The 15482-nt window shown below is 70.1% G+C and carries 17 protein-coding genes; 11 read left to right on the top strand and 6 right to left on the bottom strand.

The annotated features are described in order from the left end of the window. From FA740_RS06155 to modA, 4 genes are all read right to left on the bottom strand, one after another. Positions 1–181, bottom strand: a 181-nt coding sequence (locus FA740_RS06155; RefSeq protein WP_136855898.1) for a hypothetical protein, incomplete at its 3' end; no start/stop codon positions are given. A gap of 140 nt (positions 182–321) precedes the next feature. After that, the gene (gene modC / locus FA740_RS06150; RefSeq protein WP_136855897.1) at positions 322–1374 is read right to left on the bottom strand and encodes a molybdenum ABC transporter ATP-binding protein; all 1053 of its coding nucleotides are present in this window, start codon (positions 1372–1374) and stop codon (positions 322–324) included. Further along, a complete protein-coding gene (gene modB / locus FA740_RS06145) occupies positions 1371–2066 on the bottom strand; it encodes a molybdate ABC transporter permease subunit (RefSeq protein WP_246053486.1) in 696 nt (231 codons plus the stop codon). Before modB ends, modC begins: the two co-directional genes overlap by 4 nt. After that, entirely contained in the window at positions 2056–2814 is a 759-nt protein-coding gene (modA, locus tag FA740_RS20000; protein ID WP_246053484.1) for a molybdate ABC transporter substrate-binding protein, read from the bottom strand. The genes modB and modA overlap by 11 nt, the downstream gene beginning before the upstream one ends. A 214-nt stretch (positions 2815–3028) precedes the next feature. Between modA and rpmG the strand changes: the two genes are divergently transcribed. The 6 genes from rpmG (at position 3029) to FA740_RS06110 (ending at position 8107) form a co-directional block, all read left to right on the top strand. Next, a complete protein-coding gene (rpmG, locus tag FA740_RS06135) occupies positions 3029–3196 on the top strand; it encodes a 50S ribosomal protein L33 (protein WP_042244479.1) in 168 nt (55 codons plus the stop codon). A gap of 128 nt (positions 3197–3324) precedes the next feature. Next, on the top strand, positions 3325–3783 hold the full coding sequence (locus FA740_RS06130; RefSeq protein ID WP_136855894.1) for a (2Fe-2S)-binding protein: 459 nt from the start codon (positions 3325–3327) through the stop codon (positions 3781–3783). Further along, the gene (locus FA740_RS06125) at positions 3783–6008 is read left to right on the top strand and encodes a xanthine dehydrogenase family protein molybdopterin-binding subunit (protein WP_136855893.1); all 2226 of its coding nucleotides are present in this window, start codon (positions 3783–3785) and stop codon (positions 6006–6008) included. The genes FA740_RS06130 and FA740_RS06125 overlap by 1 nt, the downstream gene beginning before the upstream one ends. Then, positions 6005–6616, top strand: coding sequence for a hypothetical protein (locus FA740_RS06120; RefSeq protein WP_136855892.1), 612 nt, complete (start codon positions 6005–6007; stop codon positions 6614–6616). Before FA740_RS06125 ends, FA740_RS06120 begins: the two co-directional genes overlap by 4 nt. Positions 6617–6695: 79 nt before the next feature. Further along, positions 6696–7529, top strand: coding sequence for an XdhC family protein (locus FA740_RS06115; protein ID WP_136855891.1), 834 nt, complete (start codon positions 6696–6698; stop codon positions 7527–7529). Beyond that, the gene (locus tag FA740_RS06110; protein ID WP_136855890.1) at positions 7526–8107 is read left to right on the top strand and encodes a nucleotidyltransferase family protein; all 582 of its coding nucleotides are present in this window, start codon (positions 7526–7528) and stop codon (positions 8105–8107) included. The genes FA740_RS06115 and FA740_RS06110 overlap by 4 nt, the downstream gene beginning before the upstream one ends. Before the next feature lie 27 nt (positions 8108–8134). Here the strand turns inward: FA740_RS06110 and FA740_RS06105 are convergent, their stop codons facing one another. Together FA740_RS06105 and FA740_RS06100 are read right to left on the bottom strand one after the other, a co-directional pair. Then, positions 8135–9505 (bottom strand): aspartate aminotransferase family protein, encoded by a 1371-nt coding sequence (locus FA740_RS06105; RefSeq protein WP_136855909.1) that lies wholly within the window; start codon positions 9503–9505, stop codon positions 8135–8137. A 93-nt stretch (positions 9506–9598) separates the two neighbouring features. Further along, on the bottom strand, positions 9599–10102 hold the full coding sequence (locus tag FA740_RS06100) for an Lrp/AsnC family transcriptional regulator (protein WP_169306230.1): 504 nt from the start codon (positions 10100–10102) through the stop codon (positions 9599–9601). Between the two features lie 64 nt (positions 10103–10166). On the opposite strand from FA740_RS06100, the gene ehuR reads away from it, so the two are divergent. From ehuR to FA740_RS06075, 5 genes are all read left to right on the top strand, one after another. Beyond that, a complete protein-coding gene (ehuR, locus tag FA740_RS06095) occupies positions 10167–11528 on the top strand; it encodes a MocR-like ectoine utilization transcription factor EhuR (protein WP_169306229.1) in 1362 nt (453 codons plus the stop codon). Positions 11529–11726: 198 nt separating this feature from the next. Then, positions 11727–12749 (top strand): TRAP transporter substrate-binding protein, encoded by a 1023-nt coding sequence (locus tag FA740_RS06090; RefSeq protein WP_136855887.1) that lies wholly within the window; start codon positions 11727–11729, stop codon positions 12747–12749. Positions 12750–12818: 69 nt separating this feature from the next. Beyond that, positions 12819–13484, top strand: a complete 666-nt coding sequence (locus FA740_RS06085; protein WP_136855886.1) for a TRAP transporter small permease — start codon at positions 12819–12821, stop codon at positions 13482–13484. Then, positions 13481–14767: a TRAP transporter large permease gene (locus FA740_RS06080; RefSeq protein WP_136855885.1), complete on the top strand. Its 1287-nt coding sequence runs from the start codon at positions 13481–13483 to the stop codon at positions 14765–14767. Before FA740_RS06085 ends, FA740_RS06080 begins: the two co-directional genes overlap by 4 nt. 3 nt (positions 14768–14770) lie before the next feature. Beyond that, positions 14771–15343, top strand: a complete 573-nt coding sequence (locus FA740_RS06075) for a maleate cis-trans isomerase family protein (RefSeq protein ID WP_136855884.1) — start codon at positions 14771–14773, stop codon at positions 15341–15343. The last annotated feature ends 139 nt before the right edge of the window (positions 15344–15482 follow it).

Genomic DNA, 15482 nt, shown 5'->3' with positions numbered 1-15482 from the left:
GGACCAAGAGGTCCGACAGGTTGACCAGCTTGCCCACCGCGCGCCTGCGCTCCAGCCGCCCGGCGCCGTCCACCGTGGCGACCCCGGCGCTGTCATAGCCCCGATACTCCAGCCGCCGCAGCGCATCCACCAGCTGAGGCGAAACCTCGTGACGACCCAAAATCCCGATAATGCCGCACATGGAACGCCGAAAACCGAATAAAATGACAAGAGATGCTTAGAAAACACCGATACAGCCTTCAGTTCGCGCCCAGATGGAACGCATGTCAACAGACGAATGCCGGAATGGCTTACGGCCCCGACCGCGCGGGGCCATGCCGCTCAGTCGGTCTGCGACGGGCTGCCGGTTGCGCGGCCGGTGGCGTCCAGCACGGTCGGGTCGCGCAGCAGCACGGCGTGGACCGCGCAGCCCGGCGGCGGGCACAGCGCCGGGTCCTGCGGCGCGCGGGCCAGCAGATGCGTGGTCCCCACCGCCAGCCGCAGCAGGCCGTCCGCCTGTTCCACCACCCGCGCGGGCAGGACCGTGGCCCCCAGCAGGCCGGCGGGCGGCGCGGTCGCGACCATCACCTGATCGGCGGCGATGCGCAGCTGCAGCGGGCCGGTGGCGCGGGTCGCGACATGCAGCACCCCGGCGGCGGTATCGACCCATTGCCCCGGCCCCGGCCCGTCGCGCGGCGTGGCCCGCAGCGTCACGCCCGCGTCCAGGGGCAGGGGCAGCACCGCGTCGGGCGGCCCCTGGGCGATGACGCGCCCGCCCTCCAGCCGCAGGACGGTCGTGGCCAGGGCGCGGATCTCCTGGGGGTCGTGGCTGACATGGAGGATGGGCAGGTCGGTCGCGTCGCGCAGCGCGCGCAGATAGGGCAGGATCTCGGCCTTGCGGGGCTGATCCAGGGCGGCCAGCGGCTCGTCCAGCAGCAGGATGCCGGGGCGGGCCAGCAGAGCGCGCCCCAGGGCCACGCGCTGCGCCTCGCCGCCCGACAGCGCGGCGGGGTGACGCTCCAGCAGGGGGGCGATGCCCAGCAGATCGGTGATCTGCGCCAGCGTCGGCCCGCCGCCCGGCCCCGCGAACCAGCGCCCATAGAGCAGGTTCTGCCGCACGCTGAGATGCGGGAACAGCCGCGCGTCCTGAAAGACATAGCCCACGCGGCGGCGGTGCGGCGGCAGGTTCACGCCGCGGTCGCTGTCGAACAGCACCCGCCCGTCCACCGCGATCCGGCCCCGGTCGGGGCGCAGCAGGCCCGCGATGGCGCGGATCAGCGTGGTCTTGCCCGCGCCCGACGTGCCGAACAGCGCCGTGACGCCCGGCGGCGCGGTGACGTCGACCGACAGGGCGAATCCCGGCCAGGTATGGTCGATGCGGACCGACAGGCTCATGGCGCGACCCGGCGGGCTGCGGCGCGCGACAGCCATTCCGACAGGACCAGCGCCCCCACTGACAGCGCAATCGCCACCAGCACCAGCCGCCCGGCCTGCGCCTCGGCCCCCGGCACCTGCAGGCGGGTGTAGATGGCCGAGGGCAGGGTCTGGGTCTGTCCCGGAATGTTCGACACGAACGTGATGGTGGCCCCGAATTCGCCGATCGCCTTGGCGAAGGCCAGCACCGCCCCCGCCAGAATGCCCGGCAGGATCAGCGGCAGGGTGACCGTCACGAACACCCAGGCCGGGCGCGCGCCCAGGGTGGCGGCGGCCTGTTCCAGGCGCGGGTCCACGGCCTCGATCGACAGGCGGATGGCGCGCACCATCAGCGGGAATGCCATGATCGCCGCCGCCAGCGCCGCCCCCGTCCAGCGAAAGGCCAGCACGATGCCGACCTGCTCCAGCCAGGCGCCCACCGCCCCCTGCCGCCCGAAGGTCAGCAGCAGCAGATAACCTGTCACCACCGGCGGCAGGATCAGCGGTAGATGCACCAGCATGTTCAGCAGCCCCCGCCCCGGAAAGCGCCAGCGCGCCAGCGCATGCGCGGTCAGGATGCCCAGAGGCAAGCTGCACAGCACCGCCCAGAACGCGACCTTCAGGCTGAGCCGCACCGCCTGCCAGTCCGCCGGGGACAGCCAGTCAGCGGGCAAGGGTAAAGCCTTCGGCGGCAAAGACGGCCTGCGCCTCGGGGGCCGACAGCGCGTCCATAAAGGCGCGGTCGGCGGCGTCCTGCGCCTGCGCCAGCAGCGCCACGGGATAGGTGATCGGCGGGTGGCTGTCCTCGGGGAACTGGCCGATGACGGTGACGCGCGGGTCGGCCTGCGCGTCGGTGGCATAGACGATGCCCAACGGTGCCTCGCGCGCAGCGACCAGCGCCAGGGCCGCGCGCACGTTGTCGGCCTGCGCAACCTTGTCCTGCACCGCGTCCCACAGCCCCAGATGGGTCAACGCGGTATGCCCGTATTGCCCCGCAGGCACCGAATCGATCAGCCCCATCGCCAGGAACCCGCCCGCCAGCAGGCCGGGCAGGTCCAGCCCGGCGTCGATGGCCACCGGCCCCGCCTGCGGATCGCCCGACACCAGCACCAGCGCATTGCCCAGCAGATCGCGCCGGGTGCCGGGCGCCAGCAGGTCCTGATCCTCCAGCACGTCCATCCATTCGGGGTTGGCCAGCAGGATGATGTCGGCGGGCGCCCCCTGGGTGGTCTGGCGGGCCAGCAGGCTGGAGCTGCCATAGGTCAGCACCACGTCATGCCCGGTCCGGGCGGTGAAATCCGCCCCGATCCGGTCCAGCGCCGTTTGCAGCGACGCCGCGGCAAAGACCTGCACCGTCTCGGCCGCGCCCGCGCCCGGAAGGGACAGCAGAATCGCCGCAAGGGTCAGGCGGGCAGGGGGCATGGTGGGCTCCAAAGCAATATGTCCGGCCGGAAATATCGCCCGCGCCGCATCGCGGGGCAAGGCGCATCTGGTCCTCAGGCGGGTTTTTCGGTGTTTTCGCGTCCCGGGGCGGGTTTGGCAGTTGACTTCGCCACCTGCGGGACTAAAAGGCGGCTTCAACACGAATTCCACGGGGTTTGCGGCGCGCGATTGCCCCGAAGCAGGAGCGACAACCATGGCGAAGCCGACCACCATCAAGATCCGGCTGAACTCGACCGCCGGCACCGGCCACTTCTATGTGACCAAGAAGAATGCCCGCACGATGACCGAAAAGATGTCCGTCCGGAAATACGACCCGGTCGTGCGTCAGCACGTCGAATACAAGGAAGGCAAGATCAAGTAAGATCTGCCCCTTTCGGCACCCGCATGGACCGCCATCCGCAAGGATCGGCGGTCTTTTGCCGTGACGTGACGGCGGGTCCTGTGTTGGTGCATCTTGCGGGACGGCCCGGCCTGCGGCAGGGTCGCGGCATGGAACTGATCGTCAATGGACAGCGCCGCAGCCTGGAGGCCGATCCGCAGATGCCCCTGCTGTGGGCGCTGCGCGATCTGCTGGGCCTGACCGGCACGAAATACGGCTGCGGCATCGCGCAATGCGGGGCCTGCACGGTGCATGTGGACGGCATGGCGGTGCGCGCCTGCCAGATCCGCTTGGCCGATGTGACCGGAGAGGTCACCACCATCGAAGGCCTGGGCACCCCCGACGCGCCCCATCCCGTCCAGACCGCCTGGATCGGCGAACAGGTCGCGCAATGCGGATACTGTCAGTCGGGCCAGATCATGCAGGCCGCGGCCCTTCTGTCGCTGAACGGTGACCCCACCGATGAGGATATCGACCGCGCCATGTCCGGCAACCTGTGCCGCTGCGCCACCTATCCGCGCATCCGCGCCGCGATCCGGGCTGCGGCCCTGCGCATGGGCGGGGTCTGATGAGCCGGGCCGGGCGCATCGCGCGGCGGGGCTTTCTGATCGGGTCGGTCGCGGTGGCGGGGGGCGTGGCCTTTGGCGCCTGGCGCTATACGCGGCCCTTGCCCGACCCGTTCGCGGGGACCGATGCCGGGGCGCTGAACCCTTACGTCCTGATCGACGCGGATGGCGTCACGCTGGTCGCGCCGCGCGCGGACAAGGGGCAGGGCGCGCGCTGGCTGCAGGCCGCCCTGATCGCCGAAGAGCTGGACATCGACCCCGCCACCGCTCGCATCATCCCCGGCCCGGTCAGCGCCGCCTATTATAACCGCGCGCTGATCGCGGATTTCATGCCCTTTGCGCCCACCGACACGGGCTGGCTGGCCGAAACCGCGCGGGGCGCCGCCGACATTCCCGCGCGTCTGCTGAGCTGGCAGATGACCGGCGGCTCCAGCTCGACCGCCGATGGGTTCGACAAGCTGCGCGAGGCGGGTGCCGTCGCGCGAGAGACGCTGAAGCAGGCCGCAGCCACGCGTCACGGCCTGTCCCGCGCCGATCTGAACACGGCGGACGGCGCGGTGATCCTGCCCGACGGCACGCGCATCCCCTATGCCGATCTGGCGGTCGAGGCCGCGCGGCTGGAGCCCGTGACCGACATCGTGCTGCGCGACCGGTCGCAATGGCGCTGGTTGGGTCAGCCGATGCAGCGCGCCGATGTGGTCGCCAAATCGACTGGCACGCAGGTCTATGGCATCGACCTGGTCCTGCCCGAGATGCTGCACGCCACCGTGCGGATGGCGCCCTGGGGCGGCACGGTCGCCCGTCTGGACCCGGTCGCCGCCGAAGGCATGCCGGGCGTGCTGCGCGTGCTGCCCATCACCGGGGGCGTCGCGGTTCTGGCCCGCGACACCTGGTCGGCGATGCGCGCGGCAGCGGCGCTGGATGTGGCGTTCACGACACCCGACACGGCGGGCGATCAGGACGCCATCTGGGCCGCGCTGGAGGCGACCCATGACGCGGGCGCCATCGACACGCGCCGCCGCGACGATGGCGATGTGGACGCGGCCATCGCACCCGGCGATTTCGCCGCCGAATACCGCGTGCCGTTCCTGGCCCATGCGCCGTTGGAGCCGATGAACGCCACGGTTCTGGTCACCGATGACGCCTGCACCATCTGGGCCGGAACGCAGGTGCCCGATTTCGCCGTGGCCCGCGCCGCCGCCCTGACCGGCCTGCCCCAGACCGCGATCCGGCTGGAGAACCAGATGATCGGCGGCAGCTTTGGCCGGCGGCTGGAGATCGACTTCATCGCCCAGGCCGTAGAAATCGCGATGGCCGTCCCCGGCCGCCCGGTCAAGCTGACCTGGTCGCGCGAGGAGGATTTCGCCCATGACCAGCCCCGCCCCGCCCAGATCGCCCGCGTCCGGGGGCGCGTGACCGCCGATGGCGTGCAGGCGCTGGACCTGACCGTGGCCAGCCCCTCGGTCATCGCCTCCTGGTTCGGCCGCGTCAGCAGCGCGCCGCCGGGCGGCGATGTCAGCATCACCACTGGGGCCTGGGACCAGCCCTTCGCCATCCCGCATTTTCGCGTGACCGGCCTGCGCGCGCCCGAAACCGTGCCGGTCAGCAGCTGGCGGTCGGTCGGCGCGTCGTCGAACGGCTTCTTTTTCGGCACCGCCCTGGACGAGATGTTCGCCACCGCAGGCATCGACCCGATGGAGGGGCTTTTGCGCCTGTGCGACCACGCCCCCTCGCGCGCGGTGCTGGAGGCGGTGCGCGACCTGTCGGGCTGGACCGGGCGCGCGGGGGGCCAAGGGCGCGGGCGGGGCGTGGCGTTCTGCCTGTCCTTCGGCGTGCCCTGCGCCCAGGTGGTCGAGGTTGAGGACACCCCGCAGGGCATTCGCCTGACACAGGCCTTTGCGGTGGCCGATGTGGGCATCGTGCTGGACCCGGTGAACGCCGAGGCGCAGCTTTCGGGCGGCATGCTGTTCGGGCTGGGCCATGCGATGAACTGCGAACTGACCTATCGCGGCCACGCCCCCGACCAGACCAATTTCCACGCCTATGAGGGGATGCGCATGCACCAGACCCCCGCCGTGCAGGTCCGCCTGCTGGAGAACGGCCCCCTGCGCGGCCTGGGCGAGCCCGGCGTGCCGCCCGCCGCCGCGGCGCTTGGCAACGCGATCTTTGCCGCGACCGGCCAACGGCTGCGCCAGATGCCGTTCTCGCGCGCGGTGCGGTTCGCATGATCCGGGTCCTGGCACTGTTGCTCATGGCCGGGCCTGCGGGCGCGGAGGTGATGCCCTCGATCGTGGCCCCGCCCGAGGAGGGCTCGGTCAGCCCCGCCGACGGGCTGGCGGCCTGGGACCGGGTGCATCAGGTCGTCTCGCATCCGCGCTGCGCGAATTGCCATGTGGGGTCCGATCACCTGCCCATGTGGTCCGGCCCCGAATTTCCCGAACCCCGCCCGCATGGCATGGCCATCAGCGGCGGCGACAGCCGCATGGGCATCGAGACGCTGCCCTGCGCCACCTGCCATGTCACCGCATCGACGCTGGACTCGGACCCGCGCCAGGCGCCCAACGCGATGATCCCCTGGCAGCTGCCCCCGGTCGAGATGGCCTGGTTCGGCCTGGACAGCGCCGCGATCTGCCGCCAACTGCGCGACCCGGCCCTGAACGGTGGGCGCGACTGGGTCGAGCTGGCCCAGCATCTGCAGGAGGATGCCGGTCACGGCGGCTTTGTCGCCTGGGGTTTCGCCCCCGGAGGCGGTCGCGAAGCTGCGCCACTCGGGCTGCAGACCCATATCGACGACGTGCTGAAATGGGGGGCAGCCGGGCAGCCCTGTCCGGAATGACCGGACCCGTCGCTTTTCTGGCATCCAAATCGCCCCGGCCGCGTTACGCTGCCAGAACCGATTGCCGAAAGCCTGCGCCATGTCGATCTCCTCGCCCATCACTGCCCCCACCGACTGCCCGGTCAAGGCGCTGCTGCGCCGCCCCGGCGGGTCTCTGGCGCTGTTGACCGACGCGCAGGGGGGCTTTCCGCGCCGCCCCGGCGCGATGATGGCGCTGTGGCCGGATGGCGTGCGGGTCGGGCGGTTGGGCGCGGGCTGCATCGACGCGGATATCGCAGCCCATCTGGACGCGCCCGGCCCGGTGACGCGGCTGACCTATGGCGTGGGCGGCCCGCTGGACCTGCCACTGCCCTGCGGCGGCACGGTGCAGATCGCGCTGATCCACAGGCCCGACCCCGACTGGCTGGGCGCCATCTGGGACGACCGCATCCGCCGCCGCACCGGGCAGTGGTGCGTGAACCTGCGCACCGGCGCACCCTGCCGCGCGGGCGACCCCGATGCCGATGACTTTGCGCTGACCCTGCCGCCGCCCCCCGCTTTCCAGATCCACGGAGAGGGGGACGAGGCGCAGGCCCTGGCCACGCTGGTCGCCGCGATGGACCTGCCCCTGATGGGCCGCGACGCGCGCCCGGACGCCCATACCGCCGTGGTGACGCTGTTTCACGACCACGACCGCGAACTGCCCGCGCTGGCGGCGGCGCTGCGGTCGGACGCGTTCTACATCGGCGCCTTGGGGTCGCGCCGGGCGCAGGCCGCGCGGCTGGCGGCCCTGTCTGAGCAGGGCTTCGATGACGCGACGCTGCGGCGCCTGACCGGCCCAATCGGCGTGACCCAGCAGGGGCGCGACCCGCGCCTGATCGCGGCCTCCGCCCTGACCCAGATCCTGGCCGCCTACGAGGCGCTGACCGCGTGATCCGCACCGGCCTGCTGCTGGCCGCCGGAGCCTCACACCGCTTCGGCCCCGAGGACAAGCTGCTGGCCCCCGTGGTTGGCCTGCCGCTGGTGGCCCATGCCGCGCAGGCCATGCGACAGGTCGCCCTGGATCACCGCATCGCGGTCATCACGAACCCCGCGCTGCGCCCGCTGCTGCAGGGCTTCCGCATCGTGATGATCGCTCAGGGTCAGCAATCCGACAGCCTGCGCGCTGGTCTGGCCGCGGCGGGCAACCCCGACCGCCTGCTGATCGCCTTGGGCGACATGCCCGACGTGACCGCCGCGCATCTGACGCAGGTGGTGGCGATGGCAACCGCCGACCTGCCGTCCTGCAGCTACGATGGCGCGGCGCCGCTGCCTCCGGCCTGCTTTCCGCGCGCCTGGCTGCCGGCGCTGGCTGCGCTGACCGGCGATCAGGGCGCCGGACGCCTGCTGCGCGATCTGCCCACCCGGCAGCACCTCGCCGCCCCCGGCCTTCTGCGCGACATCGACCGCCCCGATCAGATCACGACCGTGCTCCGTCAGGACGACGCCACAGGGGGGTGCGGGGGGACGTGAAGTCCCCCCGCCGTCGCGGGACGCAATTCAGCCCAGCACCTCGGCCAGCGCCTCGGCCGTCACGTCGACGATCCGGTCGGCCTCTTCGCGCGTCAGGCACAGCGGCGGGGCAAAGCCCAGGATGTCACCCTGCGGCATCGCCCGCGCAATCACGCCGCGCTTCAGCATCGCCGCCACGACCTTGGCGCCCTTGCCCTCGGACGCGTCAAAGAACCGCCGCGTGTCGCGGTCCGCGACCAGCTCGACCGCGCACAGCATGCCCTCGCCGCGCACCTCTCCGACATGGGCGTGATCCCCCACGGCCGACCGCATCCGGTCGTTCAGATAGGCGCCCACGGTCCCGGCATTCTCGACCAGGCCCAGGCTGTCGATCAGCTTCAGGTTCGCCACCCCGGCCGCCGCCCCGATGGGATGCGCGGAATAGGTCCAGCCGTGGCCCATCACGCCGTTCTCATCCGTGCCGCGCGTCAGCACGTCCCAGACCCGCGTGCCGACGATGCTGGCCGATAGCGGCGCATAGGCGCTGGTCAGGCCCTTGGCGCAGGTGATCAGGTCGGGGCGCATGCCGTAATGGTCCGACCCGAACATCGTCCCCAGACGCCCGAAACCCGTCACCACCTCATCCGCGATCAGCAGGATGTCGTGGCGGTCCAGAACCTCCTGGATGGCGGGCCAGTAGCCCGCGGGCGGCGGCACGATGCCCCCGGTGCCCAGCACCGGCTCGCCGATGAAGGCTGCGATGGTGTCGGCGCCATGTTCCGCGATCAGCGCCTCCAATTGCGCCACGCAATGGGCCACGAAATCGGATTCCGACATGGCCGCATCGGGGCGGCGGAAGTAATAGGGCGCCTCGGTATGGATCACCTGCTCCAGCGGCAGGTCGAACTTGGCATGAAACAGCTGCAACCCGGTCAGGCTGCCGGTCATCAGGCCCGACCCGTGATAGCCCCGCCAGCGGCTGATGATCTTTTTCTTCTTCGGGCGGCCCAGGATGTTGTTGTAATACCAGACCAGCTTGATGTTCGTCTCGTTCGCATCCGACCCCGACAGGCCGAAATAGACCCGCGCCATGCCCTGGGGCGCGCGGTCCATGACCATCTGCGCAAGCGTGATCGCGGCCTCGGACCCGTGGCCGGCATAGGCGTGGTAATAGGCCAGCTGATGCGCCTGATCGGCGATGGCCTGCGCGATTTCCGGGCGGCCATAGCCGACGTTCACGCAGTACAGCCCCGCAAAACCGTCCAGCAGGCGGTTGCCGTCGCGGTCGGTGATATGACAGCCCTCGCCCCCGGTGATGATGCGCTGCGGCGCCTCGCCCCGCGCGAATTGCCCCAGATGGGTCGAGGGGTGGAAAAAGCTCTCGCGGTCCCAACGGGCCAGTTCGTCATTCGTCAGCATCATCGCTCCTGTTCCTGCTGGGGGCAGGATAGGGCGGCGGGACCCGAGGATTCCTCTGATCCGATGGCTCCTGCCCGAGGAAATCCCTGAAGTTCAGCCCTCAAGCCGATGATGTTCCAGCATTGCGCCCAAGGCGGGCTGATCCTTGACCGGCTTGGTCACGATATAGCTGAAATAGCGCCGCACCCCCGCGCCGCTGTCCAGCAGCGCATCCATGACGCCTTGGAACGCCGCCACGTCCGGGGCGATCACCGACATCAGATAGTCGAACCCCCCGCCGATGGCCCAGCAGCCGGTGACGGCGTCCATACGCGCGATCACCGCCTCGAACCGCTGAAAGCTTTCGCTGCGGTGCTGGTCCAGTTCGACGGTGACAAAGACCTGCACATGCGGACCCAGCAGGCCCAGGTCGATCTGCGCGCGGTAACCGCGGATCAGGCCCGCTTGTTCCAGCCGCCGCATCCGGTCCCAGCAGGGCGTGGGCGACAGGTTCACGCGGGCGGCCAGGTCGGTCTTGGTGATGCGCCCCTCGCGCGACAGCACCGCCAGGATGGCGATGTCGCGGTCGTCCAGGCGCAGGCTGCGGGGCGGGATCATGGGGCGCATGTTCCCCCGCGCGGGCCGCTTGTCAATCCGCCCGCGCCGCGCGATCCTGCGCGCCATGTCCCATTGGCCCCTGAGACGCACCGACATCACGCGCCCGGCCTATCGCAGCCTGGCCCAGGGCATCGCCGCGGCCATCGACGCGGGCAGCCTGGCGCCGGGTGCGCGCCTGCCGCCGCATCGCGACCTGGCGTGGCAGCTGGGCGTCAGCGTCCAGACCGTCAGCCGCGCCTATGAGGAGCTGATCCGCGCCGATCTGATCTCGGGTGAGGTCGGGCGCGGCAGCTTTGTCCGGTCCGGCCCGCGCGAGACGATCGAGGTGCCGTGGTTCCGCGCCCCCACCGACCGGCCGCCGATCGACCTGTCGATGATGACCCCCGTGGCGCTGCCCCAAATCCGCGCGGCCTGGGCCGACACGCTGATGCGGCTATCGGGCACGCTGCCGGACCCCGCCATGCTGTCCTTTCGCCCGCGCCAGACGATGGCGCTTTACGGCGGGATGGCGGCGGCCTGGCTGGCGCGCTGCGGGATGGTGGTGCCGGCGCAGCGCATCCTGATCACCAACGGCACCACCCCCGCCATGTTCGTGGCGCTGCAATGCGTGGCCCAGCCCGGCGACATCATCGCGACCGAATCCGTCACCTGCCACACGCTGCGGCCCGCCGCCCAGCACCTGCATTTGCGCCTGCAGGGCATCCCCGACGACGATCAGGGCATGGACCCCGACGCGCTGCTGAGGGCGGCGCGGGCCTCGGGCGGGCGGATGAAGGCGGTGTTCCTGCTGCCCTCGGGCGGGGGGCCGCGGGCGCGGGTGATGGACCGCGACCGGCGTGCGGCGCTGGCCCGCGCCGCGACCCAGGCCGGGCTGATGATCCTGGAAAGCGACCCGACCGGGCCGATGCCGCCGCGCCGCCCGCCCGCCCTGTCGGGGTTCGCCCCGGACCGCAGCTTCTATTTCACCGGCCTGTCGAAATGCCTGTCGCCGGGCCTGCGCCTGGGTTTTCTGGCGATGCCCGAAAAATTGGCAGAGGCCGCGCTGAACCGGCATCTGTCGATGGCCTGGATGGCCACCCCCCTGATGGCCGAGATCGCGCAGGACTGGATTACCGGCGGCACCGCCGACGCGCTGCTGGCCGCGCAGCGCGCCGAGCTGGCCGCGCGCAACCGGCTGGCGGTGCGCGTCCTGGGCCAGCGTGCGCAGGGGTTTCTGCACGGTTTGCACCGCTGGATGCCGCTGGCGCCGGGCACGGATGAGGGCGCGGCCCTGGCGCAGGCGCTGTCCCATCAGGTGGCGCTGGCCCCCGGCGCGGGCTTTGCCGTGCTGCCCCAGGGACCGGCGCTGCGGCTGTCCCTGGGCGGGCCGCCGATGCGCGATCTGGAGCAGGCGCTGCGCATCGTATCGGCAATACTGCCCGGCTGACGGGCGGCCGGGGGCGGGACAATTGGGCGACCTGTTTGACTTCTGCTGACCAAATTGTCATGATTTAATACATCAATTGACTTGGAATCCGCTTGTCCCGAACCATCGGGCCCAACCGGAACGGTCCGCAAGGTCCGAATCCTGCCGCAGAAGGGCCCGCGCGATCCCCGTGCCAGGCCCGCCCCAACAGGAGGTATCATGACCCACACGACCCGCCCCGCCTTTCGCCTGGCGACCGCCAGCCTGACCGCCCTGATCCTGGGATCGGGGGCAGCCATGGCCGACACCTGGCGCTATGCCTTCGAGGAGGCGCTGGACGAGGTTCAGGGCGTCTTCGCCCAGAAGTTCAAGGAAGAGGTCGAGGCCAATTCCGACCACGAGGTCCAGCTGTTCCCGTTCGGCACGCTGGGGGAATCGGACAACATCCTGGAGCAGACCCAGTCGGGCATCCTGCAATTCGTGAACCAGTCGCCCGGTTTCACCGGCGCGCTGATCCCCGAGGCGCAGGTGTTCTTCGTCCCCTATCTGCTGCCCGAGGATGACGACCAGCTGTTCGCCTTCTTCCGCAATTCCGAGGCGATCAACACGATCTTCCCCGAGCTTTATGCCCAGCAGGGGCTGGAGCTGCTGACCATGTATCCCGAGGGCGAGGTGATGGTCACCTCCGACCGCCCCATCGCCGCACCCGCCGATTTCAACGACGTCAAGGTGCGCGTCATGACCAACCCGCTGCTGGTCGAAAGCTATCGCGCGTTCGGCGCCACGCCCACGCCGCTGCCCTGGGGCGAGGTCTATGGCGGTTTGCAGACCGGCATCGTGGACGCGCAGGAAAACCCGGCCTTCTTCATCGAATCGACCCGCATGTACGAGGTCCAGGACCACATCACGCGCCTGGGGCACAACAACTTCACCACCGCGCTGATGGCTAACCAGGACTTTTTCGCGGGCCTGTCCGAGGAGGATCAGCAGGTCATCCGCGACGCCACGCAGGCCGCCTTCGATCACATCATCGAATACCAGCAGGGCCTGACCGAGGCCTCGCTTGAGGCGATCACGGCGGCCAAGCCGTCGATCACCGTGACCACCCTGACCGAGGAGGAGCGCGCCCCCTTCCGCGACACGGCCGAGCGGGTCGAGGCGACCTTCCTTGAGATCGGCGGCCCCCGTGCCCAGGAGGTGCTGGACCAGATGAAGGCCGACCTGGACGCTGCCGCGAACTGATCGCGCTGACGGGAACCGGCCCCGCCGCGGGCCGGTTCCGCTGACGACACAAGATCTGGACAGGTGGCCATGACGCCCAACACCCCTGCAGACCGGCCCCCGCGCCTGTCCGACGACGATCAGATCCTGGCCACCGCCGAGGCGGTGCAGGCCCAGGACGACATCGACGACAGCCTGTATCAATCGGGCCTGCCCGGGCCCCTGGGCCTGTTGGACCGCGCCATCGCGCGGGTCGAGGCCGTGGCGCTGGCCTTGGGCGTGCTGGCCATGGCGATCAACACGGTCGCCAATGTCGTGGGGCGGTTCGTCTTTGGCCGATCGCTCTATTTCGCGGAGGAGGTGAACCAGGCGCTGATCGTGCTGATCACCTTTGCCGGCATGTCCTATGCGGCGCGCCACGGGCGGCACATCCGCATGTCGGCGCTGACCGACGCGCTGCCGCATGCGGGCCGCAAGGCGATGATGGTCGCCATCTCGGCGCTGACGGCGGCGCTGCTGCTGGGGCTGGCCTGGTTTGCGCTGTCCTATGTGATGACCCAGGCCAGCCGGGGGCGCGTGCTGCCCGCGCTGAGCATTCCGCAATGGTGGATCATCGTCTGGGTTCCGGCGGGGTTCTTTCTGACCGGCCTGCAATACGCGCTGACCGCGCTGAAGAACCTGACCGAACCCGACATCTGGCTGTCGACCGCGACGCGCGACGGCTATGACCTGCCCGCCAAGGACCCCGACGCATGACGACCGCCATTCTGGGCACGATGATCGTGCTGCTGCTTTTGGGCTTTCCGATGATGGTGCCGCTGATCCTGGGCGCCGTCGTGGGGTTCATCGGTCTGTTCGGTGGCATCGGCCAGCTGGACACGCTGGTGGCGCAGGTCATCGCGGGCATCCAGCCCGCCAGCCTGATCGCGGTTCCGATGTTCATCTTTGCCGCCGAGATCATGACCCGCGGCCAGTCCGCCAGCCGCCTGATCGACCTGGTGATGGCCTTTCTGGGCCATATCAAGGGCGGGCTTGCGATTTCCACGGCCGGGGCCTGCACGATGTTCGGCGCGGTGTCGGGCTCGACCCAGGCGACGGTGGTGGCCGTGGGCGGGCCGCTGCGCCCGCGCCTGCTCAAGGCGGGATACAGCGACCGCTTCACGCTGGCGCTGATCATCAACGCCTCCGACATCGCCTTCCTGATCCCGCCGTCGATCGGCATGATCATCTATGGCGTGGTGTCGGGCACCTCGATATCCGAGCTGTTTCTGGCGGGTATCGGGCCGGGGCTGCTGATTTTGCTGCTGTTCTCGATCTATGCCTATATCTATGCGGTGCGGCACAATGTGCCGACCGAGCCGCGCACGCCTTGGCCGCTGCGCCTGCGGGCCATGCGCCGCGCGATCTGGCCCCTGGGGTTTCCGGTCATCATCATCGGCGGCATCTATGGTGGCGTGTTCTCTCCTACCGAGGCGGCGGCGGCCTGCGTTCTGTATGCCGTGGTGCTGGAGATGATCGTCTTCCGCGAGGTCTCCCCCCGCCAGCTGTTCGCGACCGCGAAATCGACCGGGCTGATCACGGCGGTGGTCTTCATCCTGGTCGGCGCGGGCGCGGCCTTCAGCTATATCATCAGCTTTGCCCAGATCCCGCAGGAGATCCTGTCGGGCATCGGCATCGACGCGATGGGCCGATATGGGGTGCTGTTTACCATCTCCATCGCGTTCTTCATCGGCTGCATGTTCGTGGACCCCATCGTGGTGATCCTGATCCTGGTGCCGATCTTTGCGCCCGTGGTGCAGGCCACCGGGCTGGACCCGGTGCTGGTCGGCACCATCGTCACCCTGCAGGTCGCCATCGGCAGCGCGACCCCGCCCTTTGGCTGCGACATCTTCACGGCCATCGCGGTGTTCAAGCGGCCCTATTGGGAGGTGATCCGCGGCACGCCGCCCTTTGTCTGCATCCTGCTGTCGGTGTCGGTGGCGCTGATCTTTTTCCCGCAGATCGCGCTGTTCCTGCGCGATCTGGCGGTGGGGGGCTGATCCATGACACGTGATGCCCTGACCCGGTTCGGGTTGATCGCGCTTGCGACCGACATGACGATTGAGGCCGATGCCGCGCGCCTGATGCCCCATGGCACCCGCCTGCACGTCACCCGCATCGCCTTTGACAACCCCACGACCGAGGCGAACCTGCGCGCGACCGGCCCCCGGCTGGCCGAGGCCGCAAACCTGATCGTGCCGGGCGTGCCCCTGGCCGGGATCGCGTTCGGCTGCACATCCGCATCGGCCGTGCTGGGCGAGGGGTTGGAGGCGCTGACCGGCGACCGCGCGCCTGTGACCGCGCCTGCCGGGGCGGCGCTGCGAGGCTTTGCGGCCTTGGGGGTGTCGCGGGTCGCGCTGATGACGCCCTATCTGGCCTTGACCACGGCGCTGGTCGCGGACCGCTTTGCCGCGCAGGGCATCGACGTGGTGCGCAGTGTCTCGATGGGCCATGCCGACGACCGCGAGATGGCGCTGCTGTCCCCGCCCGAGATCACCGAGATGGCGCTGGCCGCCGATCACCCCGACGCGCAGGCGCTGTTTCTGTCCTGCACCGCGCTGCCGCGCTGGAGCTGATCGACGCGCTGGAGGCGCGGTTGGGCAAGCCCGTCCTGACCGCGAACCAGGCGCTGTTCTGGGCCATGCTGGACCGCGCGCGCATTCCTGCCCACGGCCCCGGCGCGCTGTTTCGCACCCGAAGCTGGTAACATCACCC

Origin of the sequence: Paracoccus hibiscisoli (assembly GCF_005048265.1) — a bacterium.
Lineage (GTDB): Bacteria > Pseudomonadota > Alphaproteobacteria > Rhodobacterales > Rhodobacteraceae > Paracoccus > Paracoccus hibiscisoli.
The sequence above is the reverse complement of the archived record's forward strand: the minus strand, read 5'-3'. Positions and strand labels throughout refer to the sequence as shown.

Bases quoted from the DNA above. Each gene is read 5' to 3' on its own strand.
- FA740_RS06080 (WP_136855885.1), top strand. From the start codon at position 13,481: ATGACGACCGCCATTCTGGGCACGATGATCGTGCTGCTGCTTTTGGGC.
- FA740_RS06125 (WP_136855893.1), top strand. From the start codon at position 3,783: ATGAGCCGGGCCGGGCGCATCGCGCGGCGGGGCTTTCTGATCGGGTCG.
- rpmG (WP_042244479.1), top strand. From the start codon at position 3,029: ATGGCGAAGCCGACCACCATCAAGATCCGGCTGAACTCGACCGCCGGC.
- FA740_RS06085 (WP_136855886.1), top strand. From the start codon at position 12,819: ATGACGCCCAACACCCCTGCAGACCGGCCCCCGCGCCTGTCCGACGAC.
- modA (WP_246053484.1), bottom strand. From the start codon at position 2,814: ATGCCCCCTGCCCGCCTGACCCTTGCGGCGATTCTGCTGTCCCTTCCG.
- FA740_RS06130 (WP_136855894.1), top strand. From the start codon at position 3,325: ATGGAACTGATCGTCAATGGACAGCGCCGCAGCCTGGAGGCCGATCCG.
- FA740_RS06115 (WP_136855891.1), top strand. From the start codon at position 6,696: ATGTCGATCTCCTCGCCCATCACTGCCCCCACCGACTGCCCGGTCAAG.
- FA740_RS06075 (WP_136855884.1), top strand. From the start codon at position 14,771: ATGACACGTGATGCCCTGACCCGGTTCGGGTTGATCGCGCTTGCGACC.
- ehuR (WP_169306229.1), top strand. From the start codon at position 10,167: ATGTCCCATTGGCCCCTGAGACGCACCGACATCACGCGCCCGGCCTAT.
- FA740_RS06100 (WP_169306230.1), bottom strand. From the start codon at position 10,102: ATGATCCCGCCCCGCAGCCTGCGCCTGGACGACCGCGACATCGCCATC.
- modC (WP_136855897.1), bottom strand. From the start codon at position 1,374: ATGAGCCTGTCGGTCCGCATCGACCATACCTGGCCGGGATTCGCCCTG.
- FA740_RS06090 (WP_136855887.1), top strand. From the start codon at position 11,727: ATGACCCACACGACCCGCCCCGCCTTTCGCCTGGCGACCGCCAGCCTG.
- FA740_RS06120 (WP_136855892.1), top strand. From the start codon at position 6,005: ATGATCCGGGTCCTGGCACTGTTGCTCATGGCCGGGCCTGCGGGCGCG.
- FA740_RS06105 (WP_136855909.1), bottom strand. From the start codon at position 9,505: ATGCTGACGAATGACGAACTGGCCCGTTGGGACCGCGAGAGCTTTTTC.